This is a genomic window from Salimicrobium halophilum (assembly GCF_900100295.1).
Lineage (GTDB): Bacteria > Bacillota > Bacilli > Bacillales > Halobacillaceae > Salimicrobium > Salimicrobium halophilum.
This window is the reverse complement of the sequence record NZ_FNEV01000015.1, coordinates 12,862-28,658: the sequence shown is the minus strand read 5'-3', so window position 1 is coordinate 28,658 and position 15,797 is coordinate 12,862. Positions and strand designations below refer to the sequence as shown.

The following is a 15,797-nucleotide window of genomic DNA, read 5'->3' as shown; positions in this document are numbered from 1 at the left end:
ATGACCATATATGTAGAAATCGCTTTTGAGCGAATGATGGACATGATCCAGAACGATGAGACCAAGTACCTTTTCTATAAACACGAGAACGGAGCACTAACGCCTGCCGACCACTTAGACCTGGACTTCAGCAAACTACGAAGAGATCAGTGGTTCGCATCCATGACCGTCGATAACCTGATGTACGACGAAATCAAAGGTGAGCTTTCATGACCAACAAATATACGATCCAGGAGAACGACGGGCAGCTCAAAGCTGTTCGTCTCTCCGACAATAAACTGCTCGGCTACATCACTGGCACGACGGACAAGCATTATCAGGCGTTACGATCTCAGATTAATCGGTATGGATGGGAGGAGGAAACATCATGATCGACATTGATAAATGGCATGACGATTATGTATGGACGCTTAAAGACGTCAAGGAAGCTGCGGAGAATGGGATCAGCTACAAGAACTTCTATCAGCGTGTGGAAGTGTATGGCTGGACGGTGAAGAAAGCAAAAACACATCATGTCATGTCTCGGCAAGAACGGTGTCAGAAATATGACCAGAAGTGGAGAGATTTATGTGAAGCGAATGGTATTCCATGGCAGTTGTTCATTTCTCGTAGGGTTATGGGATGGAGCAAAGAAAAAGCTGCGACTGCTCCTCATGCTCATGACAATCCTGTAATCCCTAAGTATTACAGAGATAAAGCAAGAAAGAATGGGCTAGCTTATCATGTCATTTACCATCGCATTCGTAATCTGAACTGGGATCCGGAAGTTGCAGTAACAAAACCTAAAGCTTCGAGAAAAGAGGCTGCCATTGAACGTGAGCAAAAGAAACGGGAGAAGGCTGTGCATGGATGAAAAGCGATTAATTGAAGGTGAATGGATAACAGCAGACGACCTCTTTGCCAAACATGAAAAGTTCATCTGGAAAATCGCACACCAGCATTGGTCGAGGCAAGGCAAAAAAGTCGGGATTGATAAGGAAGAGCTTTTCAACGTGGGTGTTGAGGGCCTCATGAAAGCTTTCCATAAATTCAACGAAGATTATGGGTTCAAGTTCATCACCTATGCTGCTCAGTATATCAGTGGTCACGTTAAAAAATACCTTCGTGAAAAAAGCACTTTGGTCAAGTATGGAAGGAAGGCTCATAACGTTTCCATTGAAATGGCCAAGCAAGATCTTTACGACAGACCAATTCATGAAGTTGCTGAAACATTAAATGTTCGTGAATCAGATGTTCGAAACGCGCTTCTATATAAGTCTCACGTCCATTCTCTCGATAAGGAAGTGGATACCGAGGATGGTGGAATTACTTACCTTGATATGTTGAGTGATTCCGAAGATACAACAGAAATCTTCGTAAAAGAATTCCTTGCAGGTTTACCACCGCGTTTAAAAGAGATTATGGAATTAAAAATGGAAGGGCGATCTCAGCAAGAAATTAGTGACATATTAGAGGTATCACAACCTCATATTGGACGGCTCATCAAGAAAGTGGCTGAACACTATCACAACTACCAGGAGGGGAACATGATGGCTCAAGGTGATATTGATAAAGCAAAAACGATGTTGGAAGATACGGATCTTACGGCCAAAGAGATTGCGAAAGAGACGGGAACCAATATTAAAACCGTTTACTACTATGCGAGACAGCTACGTGACAAATCTAGCAAGAAGGAAGATGCTCCTGCAAAGGCTAACGTGAAACCAAGCTCAGACCTACAGAAGCAGCTCGAAGAAGAGCAAGAACGATCGAAGCAGTTGAAAGCTCAGTTGGATGAAGCAAATGAACAGTACGATCAGGCGAAGGAGCGTGCGAATCATTACCAGTCGGAATGTGAGGACGTTTGGAAGAAAGTGCAGGCTCTACAGACTGATTTGGTGAACCAACAAGAACAGCATAATGACCTTCTCGAAAAATATGAATCTCTGCAAGTAGAGCTAGAGCGAAAAACACAACATCATGATTACGACTGCAAAGAGTATCAGTCCCGCATTGATAATTTGAACAGTCAATTGAAGAAAGCTCACGAATTCGCAGACTACAACTCGAGAAAGTCTCATCATCTCCTAGAACTAGTAAAGCTCGGATAAAGAAAAGAGGGTTGTCGGATGAAACTGGAAAAGCCAAACAAATTGAAACACTTACAGCATGATGGAGAGCTCAGTATTGCGACAGCTGATAACCGCATGGCGAAACACTGGAGGAACAAAGAGCTGACCTGGTCCGACTTCCTTACACGTATCAGCGAAACGGTCCGAACCAAAGAGTCAGCCACGGAATACCTGAAAATGAAGAAGGCCCAGCAGGATGAGATCAAAGACGTGGGAGGGTTCGTCGGCGGTATGTTGAAAGAAGGCCGCCGGAAAGCGGGAAATGTGTTCAACCGAACCCTTCTCACGCTTGATATCGACTACGGGGAAGAAGGGATGCCGGAGATCATTGACATGCTCTTCGGCCATGCCTATGCCCTTTATTCCACGCACAAGCACCGGGAGTACCGACCACGTCTTCGCTTTATCGCACCTCTCTCCCGACCGGTAACGGCAGAAGAGTATGTCGCCATAGGGAAAAAGGTTGCGGAACAGATCGGCATCGACTACTTCGATGATACGACGTATCAGGCGCACCGTTTGATGTACTGGCCGAGCACCAGTGAAGATGCAGAGTTCATTTTCACGTATCAGGATGAAACCTGGCTCGACCCGGACGATGTTCTGAACAAGTATATCGACTGGCGAGATCCCTTAGAGTGGCCTGCCTCCTCACGGCAACAGCAGGATTATAAAAGGTTAGCCGATAAGCAGGGCGACCCTTATGAGAAGCCGGGGCTCGTCGGAACGTTCAACCGCACGTATTCCATTGAAGGTGCGATGGAGGCGTTTCTCCCGGGCGTCTATGAGTATTACCAGGAGGACCGGTACACGTACAACGAAGGAAGCACCGCCGGCGGTCTCGTTCTCTACGATAACGGGAAATTCGCGTACAGCCACCACGGCACTGACCCGACGAGCAGCATGTTGGTGAATGCGTTCGACTTTGTACGGATGCACTTGTTCAGCGAACAGGATGAAGATGCGAAACCGGATGCCAAGGTTACTGAACTTCCGTCTTACAAGGCCATGCGGGATCTGGCTCAGAACGATGAAGAAGTCAAAGCGAAAGTCGCGGAAGAACGGATGGAAGCTGCAAAAGAAGAGTTCGATGAACTGGATGTCGAAGATACCGAATGGCCGGATCACGACGACGGTGACGAAAAGAAGGAGAAATGGACGAAAAAGCTTGTTCTGAATAAACAGGGCGAAGTCGATGCCAGTGTGCCGAATATCCTGCTCATCTTAGAGAATGACCCGTTCGTGAAGAAGCGTATTGCTACGAATGAATTCACGCAGCGCCTGACGCTCTTGAAAGACGTGCCATGGCGAAAAGCGAACATGGACCACTGGACCGACGGCGATGATGCGGGATTACGGGATTATCTGGAGCGCTTTTACGGCATCTACAACAAAGCGAAGACGGAGGACGCAGTGAAAGTGATGAGTGAGAGGCATTCGTTTCACCCTGTCCGTGATTACCTGACGTCCCTTGAATGGGACGGCACGGAACGACTGGACACGCTTCTTATTGATTACCTGGGAGCCGAGGACAGTGACCTGAACCGAGCTGTCACCCGAAAAGCATTCACAGCTGCGGTTGCTCGTATTATGGAACCCGGCATTAAATTCGACTACATGCTTACGCTTTACGGACCGCAAGGGATAGGGAAATCGATGCTGATCAACCGTATGGGGCAGCAGTGGTTCAGTGACTCTGTGACGACGGTGACGGGAAAAGAAGCCTTTGAACAATTGCAGGGTGCCTGGATCATCGAGCTCGGGGAATTATCGGCTACACGGAAAACGGATGTCGAATCGATTAAGCACTTCATCTCCAAACAGGAGGACCGGTACCGCGTCGCTTACGGAAAGAACATTGAAGACTTCCCTCGGCAGTGCGTGTTCTTCGGCACCACGAACGATGTGACGTTCCTGAAAGATAAGACAGGGAACCGTCGTTTCTGGCCGGTGACAGTCAATGCCGACAAGCAGTTATTCTCATGGAAAGACCTGACGGATGACGATATCAACCAGTTATGGGCAGAAGCGAAGCACCGGTATGAACAGCAGGAACCTCTATTTCTCCCGGATGGATTGGAAGCAGAGATGAAGGAAACGCAGGAAGCACACACGGAGGAGTCGCCATGGTTCGGCCTTGTACAAGAGTACTTGGATACCAAATTGCCAGAGGACTGGTATGAGAGAGACATCGGTGAGAGACGGACATTTTTGGACAGCGACTTCGGGGATAGTCCGGAAGGGACCATGATCCGGGATCGTGTATGTGCCTTGGAAATCTGGGTGGAGTGTTTAGGCAATAGTCGGAATCTGTTTCGGGCTCAGGACCGGAGAGAAATCAACGATATTCTGAGAAACATGCCAGGATGGAAACCGAACGATTCCACCAAGAAAGGTACCTTAAGGTTCGGAAAAGAGTACGGCGTTCAGCGAGCTTATATACGTAAAAATAGCAATTGAAGGTGTGGGCGTAACCCGAATTAGGTGTGGGCGTCTCAAAATCACGCCCACACTAGTATTTTCCAATTAACCTAAAATGAGTAAAACAGGTGTGGGCGTCGTGGGCAGAAATTTCGTTACGCCCACACCTTACGCCCACACCTTCAAGCCAGTCATATCAAGGGATTACCCCTTACTGTGGGCAGTGTGGTCGTATTTTTAAGGTAAACTATTAAAAGTATATATAGAGGGAGTATATAGGAAATACCCCCTGTTTTTTATAAAAAGTTGAGAAATCGAAAAAAACGCCCACACGCCCACACCCCTAAAATGTGAGGTGAGTACAGCATGAGAGAAAGAGACGTCGAAAAGCATTTAAAAACGAACATCGAGAAACGGAATGGGTGGTGCGTAAAATTCGAATCTCCGGGATTATCCGGAGTACCGGATCGGATCTGCATGTTACCTGGTGGGCGGTTGTATTTCGTAGAAGTGAAACGACCGGGACAGAAACTACGGAAACTGCAGGAGAAACGGAAAAAGCAATTCGAGAATTTAGGCCAGCACGTCTATGCCGTTTCCAGCAAAGAAGAAGTGGATGAATTCATGAGGAGGGTCATCGATGATGAATAGACTCTCTATACAATATGCAGGAGGTGATGCTTCCCATGACTAAATTTCAGCCGCATGCGTATCAAACGTATGCAATCAACCAGATCCTGAATAACAAAAGGTATGCGCTGTTTTTAGACATGGGTCTGTGACTGGGCAAAACAGTCTCAACCCTAACAGCTATTGAACAGCTTATCTATGACTATGTGGAAATCAGCAAAGTGTTAGTGATCGCTCCCTTACGGGTGGCGCGTGACACGTGGAGTCAGGAAGTGAAGAAGTGGGAGCATACGAAGCATTTGAAGATATCGAAGGTTCTCGGGAAAGAGAAAGACAGACGGCAGGCGCTTTTAACCGATGCTGATATCTATGTGATCAATCGGGATAATGTCGTCTGGCTGATCGACTATTACCGGGACCGGGGGATGAAACCACCTTTCGATATGCTGGTGGTGGATGAGCTGTCGAGTTTCAAAGACCCATCCTCGAAGCGATTCAAGCATCTGAAGAAAATCAGTCCTCTGTTTGATCGGTTTGTCGGTCTCACAGGAACACCGGCTCCGAACAGTCTCTTGGATCTCTGGAGCCAAATTTACCTGGTGGATCGGGGAGAACGTTTAGGGCAGACGCAGCAGTATTACAAAATGCGTTATTTTTATCCGATTCACACGGGAGCCGGATTCATCGAAAAGTACAAGCTACGACCGGAAGCCGAAAAGCATATCTACGAACAGATTGATGATATCTGCGTAAGTATGAAAAGCCGGGACTATATCAAGCTACCGGACCGAATCGATAATACGATCACCGTGAAAATGACCGATAAGGAACGAGCTTTTTATGAAGACCTGCAGAAAGAGAAGATTCTGGAATTCGAAGAAGGGGATATCATTGCGGATAACGCAGGAGCCTTAACCCAAAAGCTATTGCAGCTGTCGAACGGTGCCAGTTATAACGAAGACCGTGGCGTGCAGCTGATTCACAATAAAAAACTTGAAGCGTTGGAAGAAATCATCCATGAGGCACAGGGCCAATCGGTGTTAGTGTTCTATAGCTTCCAACATGACCGCGACCGTATCCAGAAGAAGTTTAAAGAAGCGATTACCCTGGATGAGCACGATGAAGTGATGAAAGACTGGAATGACGGAGAAGTTCCGTTGTTATTAGCACATCCGGCATCCGCAGGTCATGGATTGAACCTTCAGCAAGGCGGACACATCATCGTATGGTTCGGCCTTCCGTGGTCGCTGGAATTGTACCAGCAGGCGAATGCCAGACTGCATCGACAGGGACAAGAAGAGACGGTATTCATTCATCACATTCTCACAGCAAATACGATCGACCAGAAAGTGCTGCGTGTGCTTCAGGGTAAAGAAGAAGGACAGGAAGCTCTGATGGATGCCGTGAAAGCACAAATCGAAGAATCGGGGGTATAACGAGATGAACACCATGACCATCACCGAGAATCAAGTCTATCAAATCCTATCCGACTATCACTGGATGATTAAAGAGATTCAGCGTATCGATAAGCTATTGAATCAGACGGAGTTCGCAGGAGTCGCCCAATACGGGATAGAAGCAACCATGCCGAAACCACAGGGGGATATAGCGAAAGATGCCATCGGCAATGAAGTGGCTCGAAGGGATAAGAAGTGGAAACGAAAGAAGCAAATGGTAGATAAAGTGGAGTTTATTCAAGAACGCATTGAACGAATTGACCAAGAAAGAGAAAAGGTTGTACTGGATTGTCTGCTGGATGGAATGAGTATCAGTGCTATTAGCAATCACATGGGACTTTCCCGACGACACATCAACACGATCCGGGGGAACATTGTAGCGAAACTGGTAGAGTGAGCGTGCAGAATCTCCCACTTTGCACACATTTCCCATTTGTTGCAGGTACTAGCCCATGATGTATATCATAGAAGTGATAAGACTTACGTAAATATATTCCTCTTGAGGGGCTCCGGACGCCATGCCGGGGCTCTTTTCAGTTGTCTATTGCTTGTTAATTTGTAAAAGAGAGGGGTGGTTGATGTGTTAGACGAGCGACAAATGAGAGCGATTGAGTATGTAGCCGAGGGACAGTTGAACAGAAGCGACATTGCAAAGAGAGTAGGCATCAGTCGCCCTACCCTTTATAAATGGCTAGATGACGATGAGTTTGTTAGCGAAGTTAACTCACGCTTACAGAAAGAGAGGGGTTTAGCTGAGAAGAAGATAGATGCTAAGTTAGACTTCGCTGTTGGTAAGCTGTACGAGATAGCGCAGGATAACAGCAACAGGCGTGTCCAGGCTGATGTACTCAAGTATCTGGTGGATAGATCACTAGGGAAGCCGACGACGAAGCTGGACCTTGACGCGTCCTTGAATGATGAGAAGAACGTTGAAGCTGACGTACTGGATCAGGAGTTCCAAGAGTACGAAAGCAATGAATAAGCATACAGGTTTCATACACAAACTACTTCCGAAAAGCTACATTATGTAAACTATGAGCTGATTTGAAAGCCTGTTATATCAACGTTCATCGGCTGTTCAAATACTTCATGATTTTATACGAAATATGCAGGCGATAAACGTTGATGTATCAAGGCGGTTGGTTGGTTACTGGAAATGACTGAGTGAATGGGATTGGTTGGTTTTATGCAGGATTGGGCGGGGGTGGTTCTAATTCAGAATAGCTCCTATATGGTTTGGGGACGTATAAAACTTTGCACAAAATTTTGAGGGTCGGAGGTAATCAAATGAACGAAGAACCGATTGAAGTAAAAGACGAAGAGCTCACCGCATACATCCAGGAACGCCTGATCGAAGAGGGGATTGTCGTCAAAGGGGAGGATATCCTGAAAGTGGTGGATTACTATTATGAGTTTCTCAATACGTTGGGACTGATTGAAGACTATGAATGAGTTGGAAAAGCACCGATTCAAACGACTGGGGAAGTTGACACCAGATGAACTGATTGAGGATATAACGAATCAGGAAGGTGTCGAGAAACTTGTCTGTGTGGCTATGCTTGAAGACGGTACCGTGGTGGCCGGTTGGTCGGCGAATGATCAGCTGCATGTGTTAGGGATGCTTGAATATGCAAAAGCATGTGTGACAGAGGAGGAATGAAGAGTGGTCAATAAATACAGAAAGAAGCCGGTTGCGATTGAGGCGATTCAGTTCCAGGACAATACAGATACTATCCATGAGATTTCGGAATGGGTCGGCGATGATATAGCCGTAAACTACAACGATCCGGACAGCCCGTATCTTAGGATTGAAACACTGGAAGGTACAATGCGTGCTGATGTTGGGGATTATGTAATCAAAGGTGTGAACGGCGAATTCTATCCTTGCAAACCTGATATCTTCGAGAAAACATATGAGGCTGTTGAATAAGCTACACAAGCAATTTCCTGCAAACATACACCTAACTACCACAAAACCATAAAACGCTCACACAGTCTATCTGTGACATTCTGAAAGGCAGGTGAAAGCATGAGTCAAAGCACCGTAGAAATCAATACCAAAGAAAATCGAAAAACCTTATATACCTACCTTGCAAAATCCTACGGCTCCGACAAAGCGAAAGAGCTCATGCAGAAACACCGCCGGAATATGTTCGGACCGGGTGGACTGGCACACGCCTTGGGGAAACGATCGATGGAATTCTTCTGTCTTTACTTTCTCCAGGACATCTTTGTTCCGAAGGAGGATAACGAGGCAAGAGACCTGGCACCAGTCCACTATGACATGTGGGGCGAGATGGAAGACCTGATGATCCATGACTCCCACGATGCACAAGCGTTTGTGGTACCGCGTGGGATTGGTAAAACGACGGCCGGAGATATGGCGCTGTCGGTATGGGCGCATTGTTACGCAATCAGTCACTACACGCTCGTCGCTGGTAAAACGGAACAGGATGCGGTGGAGTTTGTGAAAGAGACGCGCCATGCGCTTGAAGAGAATCCATATATCCGTTACGCCTTTGGGCAGCTGATTGATACGAACAAAGGCATCGTCAATAAATTGGAGCTGGAGCTCACGAACCATACGAAAGTACAGGCGATCTCCAGTACATCCTCTCTCCGTGGGAAAAAATACAATGGTCACCGACCTTCCATCATCATTGCCGATGACTACCAGGGGAAAAGAGATGTGATTACGCAGGAAGCGCGGGACAGTAAATATAATACGTGGCAGCAGGACGCAAAGTATGCCGGAGATAAAGCGGTCTTTCGGGACGGGAAGAAAATTAAGATGGCCACGAAGTTCATTGTGCTCGGAACGATTCTGCACCGCGACTGTTTTGTCAGCCGAATCTCGAACAACAAAGCGTACAAGGTGATGAAAGAACGGGTGATTGAGGACGATGTGGACGAGCTGTTTAATAGTGGTCACTGGAAAGAGTTCAAACGGATCTACTTTAATGCGTCCGATCCCCACGCCGAAGAGAATGCGTATGAATACTACTATCAGCATGAAGAAGATATGCAGTATGACGTTCTCTGGCCGGATAAGTTCGATTGTCTGGAGCTGGCGCTCGATTATTACGAGGATCCGATCAGTTTCAAGCAGGAAATGCAGAACGATGCTTCGAAGATCGGAGAAAAAGCATTCCACCATATGACTCGTAAGCCGAGAGAGGTCATCGAACAGCAACATTTTGAGAAAACGATGCTTCTCTGTGACCCGGCCGTCGAAACGGCAGCCCATAACGACAGCACAGCTCTGTTGGTAGGCGGTCTTACCAGCAACAACTTCCGGTGGTGCCGGGAGGGGCGACTGGTGAAGGTTCCCTTCGATGAATACATCGATAACGTGATCAAGCTACTCGAGAAATACGAAGACATCACGCATATCTGGGTGGAGAAGAACACGTATAACGGGGCAGACGTCCGGGAGATTGAGAAGCGCATCGAAGCGGACGCCTCCTTGAGTGCTCGTCGTATTCAGATCATAAATGAACGTCAAAATAAGAATAAAGAAGCGAAGATTAGAGCCATATCCGCGAAAGTGGATAACGGCTCTATTATTTTTGCGGAAGAAGACGAGGATTTCCGTGAACAGGTGATGAGTTACGAGGGAGAAGGGTACTCCCTGCATGATGATGCGCCGGACGTGACAGCGGAATTCGACAGACTGATCGATGAAATTGAAGACGTGCCGCAGGTCGAATTTATGGACAGCGCGGTATTGTTCGGGAGGTGATTAGGTGGAATTGACGAGAGACTTACTGGAGAAATGTTTGCAGGAGTATCGAAAACAGCAGCAACGTAAGAAAAAATATAAAGAGTACTACGAAGGGGAGCATGACATTCTTCGTGATTATAAGATGGCGAAGTCCAGGTCGAACATGCGGATCGTCGTGAACTTCTTCCGGAAGTTTATCAATGATGAGATTGCGTATTCCCTCGGCCATCCAGTGAACTATATATCTCGGTCCGGGGATGCAGGAGTCGTAGATAAACTGGAACGCAACTTCGCTCACTGGGAGAAGGTTCATGATCAGAATCTCATGAAGCAGACCAATATTTACGGAGAAGCATATGAACTCTGGTACACCACGGAAGACGGGGAATTCCGGGCGACGGTGCTCAATCCCTTGAATGCTTTCGTGGTGGAAAGTGGAGATGCCGAAGGTCAGGTCAAACTGGCGCTGCATGAATATCCGGAAGATATGTTTTCGGATCATCATCTCCTGGACGTGTACTTTGAAAACGAAATTCACCATTACCGCATCAGTAAGCATTCTAAAATAGTCGGAGATTATCTTGGAGCAAGAGAAATCAACTTCTCTCGACCGCCGGTGCGAATCTGTGAAGCGAACCCGGAGCGACAGTCGATGCTTGATGATATTAAGCGGGAGAATGACGCGTACAATAACGTGCTTTCTGATTTGGTGAATGAGGTTTCCGACTTCCGTCAAGCGTTCCTGAAAATTATCGGTGCGGATATAACGACTGAAGATGCGGAACGGATGAAAGAATCCGGGATCCTGAAAGTCAATAACGACAAAGTGAAGATTGAATATCTCACGAAAGAAATCAATGACACGTTCGTTCAGAATCTGCTGGCTAACTTGGAAGAGAAAATGTACAAGATGGCCAGTCACATCGATACGAATGAAAAACTACAGAGTAACTTATCCGGAACAGCGCTCCGAAGTCGTATGATCGCTTTGGAAAATAAATGTACGCTCATGCAATCGATGCTGGAGCAGACGATGAAAGAACGGTTGAAAGCGTACTTTGGCTTTGTCCAGCGCCGGGAAGGTGAGAGCTACGACTATAAAGATGTGCAGCTGAAATTCACGATGAACATTCCAGCGGATATCAATCTCCTGGCTGATACGATATCGAAACTGGAAAATACGGTTTCTCAGGAAACGTTGCTATCCTTGCTGCCATTTGTAGAGAACCCGAAAGTCGAAGTGGAACGCTTCAAAAAGGAAGTGGAAGAACGAAGGTCAGGCATGATTGATCTTGATAGCGTTGGTCTGAATCCACAGGCGACAGCTGGTGATGACGATGACACTGAGTGATGAAATCAAACGTCTCCGTCGTCGTCAGGAGCGTATGGCTGGACGTGACTTATCTCCGTTACTGGAAGCGTACCGAAAGTCGCTAAAAATCATTCAGGCTGAGATTACAAATATCGTTGAGAATAATACGGATGATGAGGGAAAGCTATCGTTCACAAAACAGGAGCGGTTCAACACGCTTCGGCAAATGGAGAAACAGATAGCAGAACAAGCAGAGAAATTAGGAAGGATTGAAGTTGAGGAGTCCACCGATATTCTAAAGAAACGGTATGAGGACATGTACTATCGCACAGCTTACACACTGGATCGGGGCATGGAGCAAATTGTTTCCTTCTCACTTCTTAGGCCCGAAATGATTGAAGCTGCCGTCTATACGCCGATTGCCGGAGAAATGTTCTCGGATCGCGTCTGGAAAAACAAAGATAAAATGACGGCGCGGCTCAGAGATATCCTGGAAAGAAATATGCTTACCGGAAAAGACCCGACGAAACTGGCTCGGGAATTAAAGAAAGAATTCGGTACCAGTGCTTTCGAATCTACCAGACTGGTTCAAAACGAAGTGGCTCGGGTGACAAGACAAGCAGCAGACCGAATTTATGAACAATCGGATGTGGTAGAAGAATTAATGTTTGATGCCACCCTCGACAATAAAACGAGTGAGATTTGTCAGGGCTTAGATGGTAATCGGTACCCGGTGGGTGGCGATAAACCGGAGATCCCGGATGACACGCATGTCTCTTGTCGGAGTGACTATATCCCGGTAGTAGCAGGATGGGAACCGTCACGTAAATACGACAACGAAGCGAAGAAAGAAATTGATTACACTAGCGTAAGGACCTGGAGAGAATCCAGAGGACTTGCGTCTTAATTTTGCGTCTCTGGGGCGAAAGCGTTAGAGGGGCACAGGAGGTATGAATAATGAAATGGGAAGAAATTAAAGCTTGGTTGGAACAGAATTTAACGGATGAGCAAGTGAAGGAGTTTATCAATTCAAATGCTGACGAGCAGGAGATTACATTGGATAAGGTCCAGCAACTTGTGAAGGAAGACAAAGATGCAAAAGCATGGATGGATCGGGAGAAGGATAAGCACCATAATCGTGCTCTTGAGACATGGAAAGCAAATAACCTTGATTCTCTGATTGAAGAAGAAGTGAATAAAAAGAACCCTCAGAAGTCTCCGCAGGAAATGGAAATTGAGAAGATGCGTAAACAAATGGAGGCCATGCAGAATGAGAAAAATCGTGAAGCTCTCCGAAATAAAGCGCTCAATGTTGCTAATGAAAAGCAGATTCCTACGGATATGGTGGACTATTTCCTCGGAGAAGACGAAGATTCCACCGTAGAAAACTTAAACTTCTTTCAAGAGAAACTGAATGCAATCGTTCAGGATCAGGTGAAAAATCGCATGGATGAAAATAGCTATACCCCTCCGAAAGATAACGCAGGGAATACAATCACCCGGGAACAGATCGAGAAGATGTCTCCGGAAGAAATCAATGAAAACTGGGATCAGGTACAAACCGTACTTGAAAATGAAGGATAAGGGAGAGAGCGTAAATGACAGTACAAAATTTCATTCCAGCAATTTGGAGTGCACGACTACTAGACAAGCTTCGTAAAAACTTGGTATTCGGTACCATCGTAAACACGGATTATGAAGGGGAAATCCGCAACCAGGGTGATACCGTGAAGGTTAACCAGATCGGATCCGTAACGATCGGAGACTATGATAAGTCTACGGGTACCGGAGATCCGGAAGAATTGGATAGCACGCAACAAAACCTCGTCATCGACCAGGCGAAATATTTCAACTTCAAAGTCGAAGACGTGGATGCTGCACAGGCAAACACGAGTCTCATGGAAGCGGGTATGGAAGAAGCGAACTATGGTCTCACAGATGTGATGGATCAGTTTATCGCTGGATTCTACACGGATGTAGATGCTGACAATACCATCGGTAGTGACGCATCTCCGATTTCTGTTACGAAAGATGATGCCTATGACTACCTTGTAGATCTTGGCGTGAAACTTTCCGAGGCGAACGTGCCAAAAGGGCAACGCTGGTGTGTAATTCCTGAATTCTACCTTGGTCTTATCAACAAAGACCCACGCTTCACAAAAGAGCCGGACACACTTGCAAACGGCTATTCCGGAACGATTAACGGCATGCGTATCTACACGTCGAATAACGCTATCCAGATCACTGGCGATGGTTCTACGACGTTCGATAACTACAAAGTAATGGCTGGTCATCGTATGGCGATTTCCTTCGCTATGCAAATCAGCTCTATTGAAGCATACCGTCCGGAGAAATCTTTCTCGGATGCTGTTAAAGGGCTTCAAGTGTACGGTGCGAAAGTGCTGCGTCCTAGCGCACTAGCGGTTCTGTCTGTATCTAAAGGATAAAAGGAGGAATAACTGATGGCGAAAGAAACGAAGTTTTTTAAGAATGAAAAGACAGGGTTGGTCTGGACGGTTCATAATCCGGATACAATCAAGCGATTGAAAAAAGATCAAGACTTCAAAGAAGTGAAGACTTACCCGAAAATGACCACGAAGAAAGAGAGCGAAAACAAAGCGGGTGACAGCTGATGCTCGAAGATATCAAATCGCTCCTCGATATCACTAATAACTCGAAGGATGCGAAAATCAATGCAAAGATTAAACTGGTGAAAGCGGCCATTCAAAATGAGTGCAATCGAGATGACTTCCCTCCGGAGCTTGAAAACGTGGTGGTCGATTACATCGTAAAAGAGTCGATGAATGCGACCAGCGTGACGGCTCGTGGGAGTGTCTCATTCGAGCACAATGTCTCACCAGCTGATCTCGAAGAATATGAACCCCAGCTTGCTCGTTTCCGGCAGGTGAGAGTGGTATGATCTTCTCCGATGAAGAGACTCTCACCCGGACGTATCACATGAAAGCTAAAGTGATGCGCTGGGAAGAGTATACGGATGGTTATGAAACGAAACAGGAAGAAGTTACGAAATATCCTGACATGCCGTGCACAATGCAGCGTTCAACACGTAAGAACGCGACACGGACGGAAGGCCCGAATGAAATTGAATATGATACGGTTCTTTTGCATCCTCCTGGCTTTATGTTGAAAGCCGGGGATAATGTGACGGTCACTTATAAAAATGGAGTAACGGCGGCATTTGAAGCAGGGGAGCCGTATTTTTTTGAAACGCATCATGAAGTGCCTCTGTATAGAGAGGATGAAGCATAATGGCTGAAACATTCGGTTTTGATCGACTACAGAAAAAGGTCCTGGCTATTGCTGAAAAAGAGGCTCCGGAAAAGATTGATAAAAAACTGGATCGATTAGGGTACAAGCTTTTAGCTGACACGAAGCAGGGAACTCCTGTGAAGAGTGGTAATTTGAAACGGAAATGGACGAAGTCAGATGCTGCGAATGGTCAGGTGGAAGTATCAAACCCGGAGGAATACGTTCAAGCGATCGAAAAAGGATTTAAGCACGTGAACGGCGGATATAAAGTGCCAGGAGTTCATATGCTTGAGTCTGCATTAGAAAGAATTCGCAACAATATGGCAAGTGAGATGGAAGAGTTTTTCTACTATCTCATGAAGGATTTGAAGCTATGACAGTGACAATGAATAATGTAAAACAAGCGATATTTAAGAAGCTGGCCGAGAATATTCCAGGCATCACTCTCTACGGGGAGAAGGTTCCGGATAACTTCAAACGACCCAGCTTCTTTTTATATTTCGTACCGGTTGATACAGATCACAGCAATCGCTATTTCTATGCGACATCGGTACTGGTGAAGCTCGATTATTATAGCGAGAGTGAAAAGAATTCCAATCAAGAAAACTGGGAGATGGGTGATACGTTGACGCGACTCTTTCACAAGGGTCTCACTGTCAACGGTGAGCATATCGCCATTACAGAAACACGAGGGGAAGTCGTAGAGGATGAATATGTCTTTACAATTCCACTCACGTATCACAACGGCATCGAAATGGCAGAAGCCCTTGATGACGAAGGCAATACGCATTATTACGAAGAAGATCCGGCTCTCGATTATACGGAAGGAAACGTAAAAGTCATGAGAGAGCTAGAATGGGAAGAGGAGTGAT

22 protein-coding genes are annotated in these 15,797 nt (G+C 46.3%); all 22 read left to right on the top strand.

The window, feature by feature from the left end; genetic code table 11:
- Positions 1–213 carry a hypothetical protein gene (locus BLQ44_RS15470; RefSeq protein WP_093194800.1) on the top strand — a complete coding sequence of 71 codons (213 nt, stop codon included), beginning with the start codon at positions 1–3 and terminating at the stop codon, positions 211–213.
- On the top strand, positions 210–371 hold the full coding sequence (locus BLQ44_RS16625; RefSeq protein ID WP_176757544.1) for a hypothetical protein: 162 nt from the start codon (positions 210–212) through the stop codon (positions 369–371). The genes BLQ44_RS15470 and BLQ44_RS16625 overlap by 4 nt, the downstream gene beginning before the upstream one ends.
- Complete coding sequence (locus tag BLQ44_RS15465; protein ID WP_093194799.1) at positions 368–853, top strand: hypothetical protein; 486 nt, start codon at positions 368–370, stop codon at positions 851–853. Before BLQ44_RS16625 ends, BLQ44_RS15465 begins: the two co-directional genes overlap by 4 nt.
- Positions 846–2,090 carry a sigma-70 family RNA polymerase sigma factor gene (locus BLQ44_RS15460; protein ID WP_093194798.1) on the top strand — a complete coding sequence of 415 codons (1,245 nt, stop codon included), beginning with the start codon at positions 846–848 and terminating at the stop codon, positions 2,088–2,090. The genes BLQ44_RS15465 and BLQ44_RS15460 overlap by 8 nt, the downstream gene beginning before the upstream one ends.
- Positions 2,091–2,108: 18 nt before the next feature.
- Positions 2,109–4,571, top strand: a complete 2,463-nt coding sequence (locus BLQ44_RS15455; RefSeq protein WP_093194797.1) for a virulence-associated E family protein — start codon at positions 2,109–2,111, stop codon at positions 4,569–4,571.
- Between the two features lie 327 nt (positions 4,572–4,898).
- On the top strand, positions 4,899–5,183 hold the full coding sequence (locus BLQ44_RS15450; RefSeq protein WP_093194796.1) for a VRR-NUC domain-containing protein: 285 nt from the start codon (positions 4,899–4,901) through the stop codon (positions 5,181–5,183).
- A gap of 131 nt (positions 5,184–5,314) precedes the next feature.
- Positions 5,315–6,598, top strand: coding sequence for a DEAD/DEAH box helicase (locus BLQ44_RS15445; protein ID WP_245688179.1), 1,284 nt, complete (start codon positions 5,315–5,317; stop codon positions 6,596–6,598).
- 4 nt (positions 6,599–6,602) lie between these two features.
- On the top strand, positions 6,603–7,016 hold the full coding sequence (locus BLQ44_RS15440; protein ID WP_093194795.1) for a LuxR C-terminal-related transcriptional regulator: 414 nt from the start codon (positions 6,603–6,605) through the stop codon (positions 7,014–7,016).
- A 183-nt stretch (positions 7,017–7,199) separates the two neighbouring features.
- Positions 7,200–7,601, top strand: a complete 402-nt coding sequence (locus BLQ44_RS15435; protein ID WP_093194794.1) for a phBC6A51 family helix-turn-helix protein — start codon at positions 7,200–7,202, stop codon at positions 7,599–7,601.
- Positions 7,602–7,906: 305 nt separating this feature from the next.
- A complete protein-coding gene (locus BLQ44_RS16620; RefSeq protein ID WP_176757543.1) occupies positions 7,907–8,071 on the top strand; it encodes a hypothetical protein in 165 nt (54 codons plus the stop codon).
- Positions 8,064–8,279: a hypothetical protein gene (locus BLQ44_RS15430; protein ID WP_093194793.1), complete on the top strand. Its 216-nt coding sequence runs from the start codon at positions 8,064–8,066 to the stop codon at positions 8,277–8,279. The genes BLQ44_RS16620 and BLQ44_RS15430 overlap by 8 nt, the downstream gene beginning before the upstream one ends.
- Before the next feature lie 81 nt (positions 8,280–8,360).
- Positions 8,361–8,549 carry a hypothetical protein gene (locus BLQ44_RS15425; RefSeq protein WP_407690379.1) on the top strand — a complete coding sequence of 63 codons (189 nt, stop codon included), beginning with the start codon at positions 8,361–8,363 and terminating at the stop codon, positions 8,547–8,549.
- A 99-nt stretch (positions 8,550–8,648) separates the two neighbouring features.
- Complete coding sequence (locus BLQ44_RS15420) at positions 8,649–10,361, top strand: hypothetical protein (protein WP_093194791.1); 1,713 nt, start codon at positions 8,649–8,651, stop codon at positions 10,359–10,361.
- Between the two features lie 4 nt (positions 10,362–10,365).
- A complete protein-coding gene (locus tag BLQ44_RS15415; protein ID WP_093194790.1) occupies positions 10,366–11,694 on the top strand; it encodes a phage portal protein in 1,329 nt (442 codons plus the stop codon).
- On the top strand, positions 11,675–12,562 hold the full coding sequence (locus BLQ44_RS15410; RefSeq protein ID WP_093194789.1) for a minor capsid protein: 888 nt from the start codon (positions 11,675–11,677) through the stop codon (positions 12,560–12,562). Before BLQ44_RS15415 ends, BLQ44_RS15410 begins: the two co-directional genes overlap by 20 nt.
- Positions 12,563–12,612: 50 nt before the next feature.
- Positions 12,613–13,239, top strand: a complete 627-nt coding sequence (locus BLQ44_RS15405; protein ID WP_093194788.1) for a DUF4355 domain-containing protein — start codon at positions 12,613–12,615, stop codon at positions 13,237–13,239.
- A 14-nt stretch (positions 13,240–13,253) separates the two neighbouring features.
- Positions 13,254–14,102 carry a P22 coat protein - protein 5 domain protein gene (locus BLQ44_RS15400; protein WP_093194787.1) on the top strand — a complete coding sequence of 283 codons (849 nt, stop codon included), beginning with the start codon at positions 13,254–13,256 and terminating at the stop codon, positions 14,100–14,102.
- Positions 14,103–14,117: 15 nt separating this feature from the next.
- Positions 14,118–14,288: a hypothetical protein gene (locus BLQ44_RS16615; RefSeq protein WP_176757542.1), complete on the top strand. Its 171-nt coding sequence runs from the start codon at positions 14,118–14,120 to the stop codon at positions 14,286–14,288.
- On the top strand, positions 14,288–14,575 hold the full coding sequence (locus tag BLQ44_RS15395; protein WP_093194786.1) for a phage head-tail connector protein: 288 nt from the start codon (positions 14,288–14,290) through the stop codon (positions 14,573–14,575). Before BLQ44_RS16615 ends, BLQ44_RS15395 begins: the two co-directional genes overlap by 1 nt.
- Positions 14,572–14,925, top strand: coding sequence for a hypothetical protein (locus BLQ44_RS15390; protein WP_093194785.1), 354 nt, complete (start codon positions 14,572–14,574; stop codon positions 14,923–14,925). The genes BLQ44_RS15395 and BLQ44_RS15390 overlap by 4 nt, the downstream gene beginning before the upstream one ends.
- Complete coding sequence (locus BLQ44_RS15385) at positions 14,925–15,302, top strand: HK97 gp10 family phage protein (RefSeq protein ID WP_093194784.1); 378 nt, start codon at positions 14,925–14,927, stop codon at positions 15,300–15,302. Before BLQ44_RS15390 ends, BLQ44_RS15385 begins: the two co-directional genes overlap by 1 nt.
- Complete coding sequence (locus tag BLQ44_RS15380; RefSeq protein ID WP_093194783.1) at positions 15,299–15,796, top strand: phage tail terminator family protein; 498 nt, start codon at positions 15,299–15,301, stop codon at positions 15,794–15,796. The genes BLQ44_RS15385 and BLQ44_RS15380 overlap by 4 nt, the downstream gene beginning before the upstream one ends.
- Position 15,797: the final 1 nt, after the last annotated feature.

What these genes read in the sequence shown, in the direction of transcription:
- BLQ44_RS15470 (WP_093194800.1), top strand. Translation starts at nt 1, where the DNA reads ATGACCATATATGTAGAAATCGCTTTTGAGCGAATGATGGACATGATC.
- BLQ44_RS16625 (WP_176757544.1), top strand. Translation starts at nt 210, where the DNA reads ATGACCAACAAATATACGATCCAGGAGAACGACGGGCAGCTCAAAGCT.
- BLQ44_RS15465 (WP_093194799.1), top strand. Translation starts at nt 368, where the DNA reads ATGATCGACATTGATAAATGGCATGACGATTATGTATGGACGCTTAAA.
- BLQ44_RS15460 (WP_093194798.1), top strand. Translation starts at nt 846, where the DNA reads ATGGATGAAAAGCGATTAATTGAAGGTGAATGGATAACAGCAGACGAC.
- BLQ44_RS15455 (WP_093194797.1), top strand. Translation starts at nt 2,109, where the DNA reads ATGAAACTGGAAAAGCCAAACAAATTGAAACACTTACAGCATGATGGA.
- BLQ44_RS15450 (WP_093194796.1), top strand. Translation starts at nt 4,899, where the DNA reads ATGAGAGAAAGAGACGTCGAAAAGCATTTAAAAACGAACATCGAGAAA.
- BLQ44_RS15440 (WP_093194795.1), top strand. Translation starts at nt 6,603, where the DNA reads ATGAACACCATGACCATCACCGAGAATCAAGTCTATCAAATCCTATCC.
- BLQ44_RS16620 (WP_176757543.1), top strand. Translation starts at nt 7,907, where the DNA reads ATGAACGAAGAACCGATTGAAGTAAAAGACGAAGAGCTCACCGCATAC.
- BLQ44_RS15430 (WP_093194793.1), top strand. Translation starts at nt 8,064, where the DNA reads ATGAATGAGTTGGAAAAGCACCGATTCAAACGACTGGGGAAGTTGACA.
- BLQ44_RS15420 (WP_093194791.1), top strand. Translation starts at nt 8,649, where the DNA reads ATGAGTCAAAGCACCGTAGAAATCAATACCAAAGAAAATCGAAAAACC.
- BLQ44_RS15410 (WP_093194789.1), top strand. Translation starts at nt 11,675, where the DNA reads ATGACGATGACACTGAGTGATGAAATCAAACGTCTCCGTCGTCGTCAG.
- BLQ44_RS15405 (WP_093194788.1), top strand. Translation starts at nt 12,613, where the DNA reads ATGAAATGGGAAGAAATTAAAGCTTGGTTGGAACAGAATTTAACGGAT.
- BLQ44_RS15400 (WP_093194787.1), top strand. Translation starts at nt 13,254, where the DNA reads ATGACAGTACAAAATTTCATTCCAGCAATTTGGAGTGCACGACTACTA.
- BLQ44_RS16615 (WP_176757542.1), top strand. Translation starts at nt 14,118, where the DNA reads ATGGCGAAAGAAACGAAGTTTTTTAAGAATGAAAAGACAGGGTTGGTC.
- BLQ44_RS15395 (WP_093194786.1), top strand. Translation starts at nt 14,288, where the DNA reads ATGCTCGAAGATATCAAATCGCTCCTCGATATCACTAATAACTCGAAG.
- BLQ44_RS15390 (WP_093194785.1), top strand. Translation starts at nt 14,572, where the DNA reads ATGATCTTCTCCGATGAAGAGACTCTCACCCGGACGTATCACATGAAA.
- BLQ44_RS15385 (WP_093194784.1), top strand. Translation starts at nt 14,925, where the DNA reads ATGGCTGAAACATTCGGTTTTGATCGACTACAGAAAAAGGTCCTGGCT.
- BLQ44_RS15380 (WP_093194783.1), top strand. Translation starts at nt 15,299, where the DNA reads ATGACAGTGACAATGAATAATGTAAAACAAGCGATATTTAAGAAGCTG.